8 protein-coding genes are annotated in these 7,516 nt (G+C 45.6%); 7 read left to right on the forward strand and 1 reads right to left on the reverse strand.

What is annotated here, in order from left to right; genetic code table 11:
• Positions 1-238: 238 nt before the first annotated feature.
• From NC996_RS27895 to NC996_RS27920, 6 genes are all read left to right on the forward strand, one after another.
• Complete coding sequence (locus tag NC996_RS27895; protein WP_190416288.1) at positions 239-802, forward strand: TetR/AcrR family transcriptional regulator; 564 nt, start codon at positions 239-241, stop codon at positions 800-802.
• A complete protein-coding gene (locus NC996_RS27900) occupies positions 799-1,995 on the forward strand; it encodes an ABC exporter membrane fusion protein (RefSeq protein ID WP_190690706.1) in 1,197 nt (398 codons plus the stop codon). The genes NC996_RS27895 and NC996_RS27900 overlap by 4 nt, the downstream gene beginning before the upstream one ends.
• Before the next feature lie 75 nt (positions 1,996-2,070).
• Positions 2,071-2,415, forward strand: a complete 345-nt coding sequence (locus NC996_RS27905) for a DUF2834 domain-containing protein (RefSeq protein ID WP_190690708.1) — start codon at positions 2,071-2,073, stop codon at positions 2,413-2,415.
• 79 nt (positions 2,416-2,494) lie between these two features.
• Entirely contained in the window at positions 2,495-3,661 is a 1,167-nt protein-coding gene (gene devC, locus NC996_RS27910) for an ABC transporter permease DevC (RefSeq protein WP_190690710.1), read from the forward strand.
• A gap of 46 nt (positions 3,662-3,707) precedes the next feature.
• Positions 3,708-4,397 (forward strand): GAP family protein, encoded by a 690-nt coding sequence (locus tag NC996_RS27915; protein ID WP_190690712.1) that lies wholly within the window; start codon positions 3,708-3,710, stop codon positions 4,395-4,397.
• A gap of 34 nt (positions 4,398-4,431) precedes the next feature.
• Positions 4,432-5,175, forward strand: a complete 744-nt coding sequence (locus tag NC996_RS27920) for a DevA family ABC transporter ATP-binding protein (protein WP_190690714.1) — start codon at positions 4,432-4,434, stop codon at positions 5,173-5,175.
• An 88-nt stretch (positions 5,176-5,263) separates the two neighbouring features.
• On the opposite strand, the gene NC996_RS27925 is transcribed toward NC996_RS27920, so the two are convergent.
• The gene (locus NC996_RS27925; RefSeq protein ID WP_190690716.1) at positions 5,264-5,794 is read right to left on the reverse strand and encodes a GNAT family N-acetyltransferase; all 531 of its coding nucleotides are present in this window, start codon (positions 5,792-5,794) and stop codon (positions 5,264-5,266) included.
• 3 nt (positions 5,795-5,797) lie between these two features.
• On the opposite strand from NC996_RS27925, the gene NC996_RS27930 reads away from it, so the two are divergent.
• Positions 5,798-7,111 carry an MFS transporter gene (locus tag NC996_RS27930; RefSeq protein ID WP_190690719.1) on the forward strand — a complete coding sequence of 438 codons (1,314 nt, stop codon included), beginning with the start codon at positions 5,798-5,800 and terminating at the stop codon, positions 7,109-7,111.
• Positions 7,112-7,516: the final 405 nt, after the last annotated feature.

The following is a 7,516-nucleotide window of genomic DNA, read 5'->3' on the forward strand; positions in this document are numbered from 1 at the left end:
TTGGCTGAGCGCTATCGGAATCGACGGCGGCACTTTACGCGCCGAGTGCATCTACTCGCAGGCATCATCAACTTTGAGCTAGCTCTGGTTAGCTGATTCGTGCAAGAGGTCTATTGATCGCGGCGTGACGTGTGCCCTAAACCAGATACTGAAGATGACGCAAGTTGAGTACTCGCCCAGTTGACCCTGTGCTACCGTTAAATTACATTAAATAACGGTTGCCCGATTTAAAATATAGATGCCGAAGATTGTTGACCATGAGCAATATCGCAAAGAGTTGCTCCACAAGTGCTTTGACCTGTTTGCCCAGAAAGGATACGCTTCCATCACAACTCGACAGATTGCTAAAGAGTTGGGCGTATCAACCGGAACACTCTACTACTACTTCCCACGCAAGGAGGATATGTTTGAGCAACTGGTTGAAGAAATGAGTCAAGAGTATCTCCAAATCTTCGCCAGCGAATTAAAAGACGGGCAAACGCTATCGGAGCGATTTGAGGCACTCGCCAACTTCGCAGTTAGGTACGAAGACCGTCTGATTAAAGACATCTGTATGATGGTTGATTTTTGTCAGCAGCAAGGTATCGAGGCAGTTCGCAATAACCCAGCCTTTGAACGAATCAGACAACGGGACAGGCAGGCTTTTGCCGACTTGTTTGGAATTTCAGACCTTGCCCTTGCAGACTTTGTGATGAGTCAACTTATGGGCTTGATGTTAATGCGCTTGGAAGGGAATGACATCCCAATTTTCGAGCAAGTCACACTCCTTGGAAAAATGTTGATTAATTATATAGAAAAATGAAAAACTCAATCATCCTGCAACGGCTAAAGCCTCTTAATCGCTGGACGAGCGCACTTATTGTTTCGGGAATTGCCATCACAAGTGGCTCACTCTACTACAGCATTTCTCAGTTTGGACAAAAGCCTGCCGAACCTGTGGCACCGGCTGCACCCACTATTCAGCCAATCACAGCGTTGGGACGACTAGAACCCGCCTCAGAAGTAGTGCGAGTGGCTGCCCCAGCAACGCTAAATAATGATCGGGTTGCTCAACTGCTGGTTAAACGAGGCGATCGCGTTCAGGTAGGTCAGGAGATTGCGATTCTCGATAGTCGCGAAAGGCTGCAAATGGCTTTACTCGAAGCACAGGAACGAGTTAGGACAGCCCAAGCAAGACTGGCTCAAGTCAAAGCAGGGGCACAATCTGGGGAAATTGCCGCTCAGCAAGCTGAAATTACTCGTCTCGAAGAAGAGTTGCGGGGCGAAATGGCGACTCAAACCGCCATTATTGCTCGGCGGCAATCCGAGGTTAATGTCGCACAGGCAGACTATAACCGCTATCTAGGTTTGTATCGGGAGGGGGCACTCTCGGCATCCAACCTCGACCAACGGCGACTCACGTTGGAAACGGCCCAGGCACAACTTAACGAAGCTAAAGCCAGTCAGAATAGGACGGCTGACACATTGCGTGCCCAGAGCAATCGAGCTAGGGCTACTCTAAACCAGATTGCCGAAGTTCGCCCTGAAGATGTCCGTGTGGCGCAAATGGAGATAAACCAGGCAGTTGCAGCAGTTAAAAGGGCTGAGGCTGAGTTGAAAGAGGCAACCATTCGCGCACCGATCGCAGGGCAGGTTTTGGAAGTTTACACCCAATCCGGCGAGGCGATCGCTGACGAAGGCATTGTTGACTTGGGAAAGACTGACCCAATGGAAGTGGTTGCAGAAATTTACCAGAGCGACATTGCCAAGATTCGCAGCGGTCAATCAGCGATCGTTACGGGTGAGGGGATTTCTGGAGAACTGCGGGGAACGGTTCGCCAAGTTGGGTTGCAAGTCAGCCAGCAAAAAGTCTTCAGCAATCAGCCCGGACAGAACCTCGATCGCCGTGTCGTTGAGGTCAGAATTCGCCTCAATTCAAAGGATAGTCAACAAGTTGCAAGCCTAACTAACTTGCAGGTACAGGTAGCCATTCAACCGGAAATGAGTTTGAACTAAAACATAACGGTCGCCCGATATCTAAAATTTTTGCTTACGTGTCATCAGAGAAACCTACACCAGGAAATTACTACTATGCTTCAAAGCACATATCTGATTCTTTGCATTCTGGGAATTGCTTTACCTTACTCCCAACTCATTCCATTTTTGCTGGAAAACGGACTTGATTTAGAACGTTTTTTTGAGCAACTTTTTATCAATCGAATTTCTGCGTTCTTTGGTATGGATGTCGTAGCCTCATCTCTTGTCCTGTGGATATTTGTGTGGTCTGAAGGTTCACGGCTCAAGATGAAAAACTTGTGGGTTTACATTGCAAGTAATTTATTTGTTGGGGTTTCGTTAGCGCTACCTCTATTTCTACTGCTGCGGCAACGCCAGCTTGAAGAAGCAGCTCACTTAGATCAAATAGTTCAGTCTTAAACACACTCCTGCTTTAACCAATTTCTCAACCCTTGTCTGTTCTCCAACTTTATACTTTCTTGGCTCAAATACTTAACTTATGTTGCGTAAACTACTTCGCAAAACACCTCTGGCATGGTTACAGGTAAAGCGAGAAAAAACCCGCCTCTTTGTTGCCTTAGCTGGAATTGGCTTCGCCGATATCCTGATGTTTTTCCAGCTTGGACTGATGGAGTCTGCCTACGCTTCTGCTACGGGAATGCACTACAGATTGCGGGGCGACTTGTTCTTTCTGAATTCTCTATCTGATAACGTGCAGACCATCAAACCCTTCTCGCGCTCTAGGCTATTTCAAGCAGCAGGTACAGACGGCGTAGCTTCTATCAACTCTCTCTATCTAGGAATCGGAAGATGGCGTAATCCTGCTAATCGAACCTTCTGGCAGGTACAAATCTATGGTTTCAACCCCAGTAAACCAGCAATGGATGTGCCAGATGCTGCACCTGAATTGAATAAACTCAAGATGTTGAATTATGTACTTTATGACCAGGCAGCGCGACCCGATCTGGGTAATGTTGCTAGTCAACTTCAGCAATCTAAACCGCTTCCAGCTCAACTGAATGACTTACAAATTCAAGTCACTGGTGTCTTCACAATGGGAGCCTCATTCTCGGCTGATGGCAATCTGATTGTGAGTGATTCTACGTTTTTGCGTCTGTTTCCAGAGCGCCAAGCAGACGATATCGATGTTGGTTTAATTACGTTGAAACCTGGTGCAGACATCAAGCAAGTGCAAGCCAAGATAAAAGCAAAATTGCCGAATGATGTGCTGGTTCTGACAAAAGAAGAATTTATCCAACGGGAGAGAAACTATTGGAGTCAAGTTAGTCCGATCGGCGTTATCTTTGGCTTCGGAACTATCGTGGGATTTTTGGTGGGAACGGTAATTGTTTATCAGATTCTTTACTCTGATGTTTCCGATCACCTACCCGAATACGCCACGCTCAAAGCAATGGGTTACGGTGATCGCTTCCTAGTTGGAATTTTGCTTCAGGAGGCTTTGATTCTAGCAATTCTTGGTTTTATGCCGGGATTTGCGATTTCACTTGGGCTTTACGGACTAATAGCACAAGCGACGCTACTTCCTGTCAAAATGTCGCTTGAGCGTCTCGTACTCGTGCTGTCTTTGACGCTTGTAATGTGCATTGCATCGGGAGCGATCGCAATGAGGAAATTACAGTCTGCTGACCCAGCTGATATTTTCTAACTTCACACAATTAATAACCTTAACCCTCATATAAAACCCTGATGTAATGGTGAACACGCTTATAGCTCCTCTGGTTGCGATCGCAGCCCTTGACAGCCTCAATCCAACTGCAACGGCAATTCAGGTTTACCTGCTCAGCACTCCAAAACCGATTGCTCGTTCCGTGTTATTTATCCTTGGTGTCTTTTTGGCCTATTGGGCGGCTGGGTTGCTCATCGTTCTTGGTTTTGGCAAGGTAATTACAACCTTGATGAGCAGTGCAGGTTCATTTTTGTCAAACCCAATTATCTATGTCCTCCAATTCATCATTGGCGCTGTGATGCTTGCCGTTGGCTGGACACTAAACACGGCTAAAAAGCCCAAAGCTGTCAAACATCCGAAAAATCTCAAACCGACTTATACGTTTTTACTTGGACTTTGTGTAACTGTCTGGGAATTTCCAACAGCGCTTCCCTATCTAGCAGCACTCGAACGAGTGATTCAAGCAAGACTAGATTTACTCTCCACCATGACTGTTCTGGGTATCTACAATGTGGTTTTTGTTCTGCCCCTGGTTATTTTGCTAGGGATTTATATCGTATTTCAAGAGTCGGCTACTGCTCGGTTGAATGCCATCAACCGCTCAATTAACAAGTTTGCCCCTAAAATTCTGCGCGTCATTTTGATTTGCCTTGGTGCAGTCCTCATCTTTGATTGCGTTGCCTACTTGTTTGGTCATCCTTTTTTGCCTTCATAACTTAAACAATTACCCTATCCCTAACTAAGCCGCTATGCAAACTCTAAAGTCTTCAGATTCTACTCAATTTTCCAACAGTGAACCTGTTATTTCTATTCACCAGCTCAATCACTATTTTGGTGAAGGAGAAATCCGAAAACAAGCGCTACTTGATATCAATCTCGACATCCATTCTGGAGAAATTGTAATTATGACTGGTCCATCGGGTTCTGGTAAAACGACATTACTAACACTAATGGGAGGCTTGCGTTCTGCACAAGAAGGTAGCTTAAAAATCCTGGGGCAAGAAATGAATGGAGCGAGTAAAAACGAGATGAGGTTAGTGCGACAGCAAATTGGCTATATTTTCCAAGCACACAACCTGTTAACTTCCCTTACAGCTAAGCAGAATGTGCGAATGTCTCTAGAGCTACACGATCGCTATCTAAACCAAAATATGGATGAGATAGCAACCGATATTCTCAAGACAGTCGGTTTAGGAAATCGTGTTGATTACTACACCGATAATCTATCTGGAGGGCAAAAGCAACGAGTAGCGATCGCGCGTGCTTTGGTGAGTCATCCGAAAATTGTTCTAGCAGACGAACCTACCGCTGCACTGGATAAAAAATCAGGACGAGATGTGGTAGAAATGATGCAGAAATTGGCAAAGGAACAAGGCTGCACTATTTTGCTAGTGACGCATGATAATCGGATTTTGGATATTGCCGATCGCATTGTTTATATGGAAGATGGTCGCTTGGCCACCAACCCTGATGCTGTTGCACTCGTGGAATAGCGATCGATAAGCGAAAGCGATCGCTATTCACTATCGCTAACCCATCGTACAAATAATTAATCCCGCCTACTTAGATCGTATTGTTGGGCTACTGTAAGTCACGGTACATGATTACACGTTGATCAATGGGCAATCCAGCCTCAGCTTCTTTACGCCTGAGCTGCTGAAAACCAACGGTGAGTTCGACCTCAGCCAAAATCTGAAACCCAAGTTTTGCATAGAACGGTGCGTTCCACTCAATGTCACGAAAGGTCGATAACAAAATCCGGCGATAGTTCTGGCGTTTTGCCCACACACAAACTGCCTCGACAAGTTCACGTCCAATGCCTCTACGTCCATAAGATGGATGTACGTCAATTTGTTGTAGATAAGCGTTTCCATCAACATCCTGCGCGATCGCATACCCTACAGACGTATCAAGATCGTCTACAGCAACCCATACCCGTCCGGCTCGAAACTGTTGGGTTACGAAGTCTAACGAGAGGGGTTCAGCATCAATCACAAAGGCGTAAGGCGTGTCAACAAACAAGGTTGCTGCGGCTCGTTCGATCTGGGCCAGCGTTGCTAAATCCTCAATTCGAGCGGCTCGAACCTTGTAGCCTGGGAAAGGAGTTTTCATAGAATGTCGAAATCCATACCTGATGACAAAACTTTTAATGCGATTTTAGTAAACTCACTTGTGGCTTCGCTGACCAATACGTTTGTCTGGTTTGCGGTCACGTTTTGGGTGTATCTTCAAACCAAATCTGTACTGGCTACATCGGTCATGGCAGGTGTGTATCTCGTGACAGTCGCCATCTCTGGATTTTTCCTCGGCTCTCTGGTTGATCGATATAAAAAGAAAATAGCAATGATGCTTTCAAGCATCTGTTCTCTGTTTTTATACCTACTCGCCTACATCATTTTTATTTCTACAGAGCCATCGGTCTTTACCGATCCTTCAAGCGTCATTCTTTGGGTATTCATTATCCTCGCACTAGTTGGTGCGATTGCTGGAAATTTACGCGCGATCGCGCTTTCAACACTCGTGACGATCTTAATCCCGGATGCAAAACGAGATCGGGCAAACGGTCTGGTTGGTACTGCAAATGGCGTATCATTCCTCGTTGCTTCTATATTTAGCGGTCTGGCAATCGGTTTTCTCGGCGTATTTTGGATGCTGGTTTTTGCGATTGGACTGACCATTCTCGTGATTATCCATTTATGGACAGTATCCATTCCTGAACCGGGAATCATTCATGTTGATGGTCAAACGAACCGTATTGATATTTCCGGAACGATTCAAGCCATACATCTTGTCCCCGGACTTTTCGCACTGATTTTTTTCAATAGCTTCAACAACTTCTTAGGCGGAGTCTTCATGTCCCTAATGGATGCCTATGGCTTGTCTCTCGTTTCGGTACAAGTCTGGGGCGTTTTGTGGGGGTTCTTGAGCTTAGGATTCATCGTTGGCGGGTTAGTTGTCGCCAAGAAAGGCTTAGGAAAAAATCCACTCCGAACGCTCTTTCTGTCCAATATTGTCATGTGGACGATTGCTATTTTCTTTACGATTCAGGCATCTATCGTCCTGCTGACGAGTTGTTTATTTGTTTACTTATGCCTGATTCCGGTTGTGGAAGCTTCAGAACAAACCATCATCCAAGCCGTAATACCTCCTGAACGTCAGGGGCGCGTATTCGGGTTCGCTCAAAGTGTTGAACAAGCAGCATCGCCCCTAACTGCATTTATGGTCGGTCCGCTCGCCCAATTCATCTTCATCCCCTTTATGACCACGGGCGCAGGTGTGGAGCTGCTGGGTAATTGGTTTGGCACCGGAACCGATCGAGGCATTGCGCTTTTATTTACAGTGACTGGAGCGATCGGACTAATCGTCACATTAATAGCGATGCGGTCACGTTCGTATAGAAAATTATCAGCGAATTATCAGAAGCACTAGAAGGATATGGAATTACGAACAGAGTCATTGTTCAATTGATGAACACAAAGTTTTGATCGCTCCCCATAATTTGTCTAATCTGCGCCGAATTTCTTTTTCAATTGGGCAACCAAATTGCAGCAGTAGCAATCCCCACTTTAGTGCTGCAATTCACCGTTTATGAGATACATTTTTAAAGTTAGTACAACGCGCCTGAAACCCATTGATACCGTGTCTTATAACCCATCTTTTTATTTATGTCTCGTGAGACAATTAATAAATAGACTTAATCGGAAATAGAGTAGTTTAGAAGTGAAGGGTTGTTGCTCGAAGACCGAGGTGTTTACGATGTTGAGCTACGGCGCTATCCACAATAAACCTCATGTGTTTCAAAGCTTGACTGGACTCAAAGTAGAAGAATTTGAG

Source organism: Trichocoleus sp. ST-U2 (assembly GCF_039961875.1).
Lineage (GTDB): Bacteria > Cyanobacteriota > Cyanobacteriia > Cyanobacteriales > FACHB-T130 > FACHB-T130.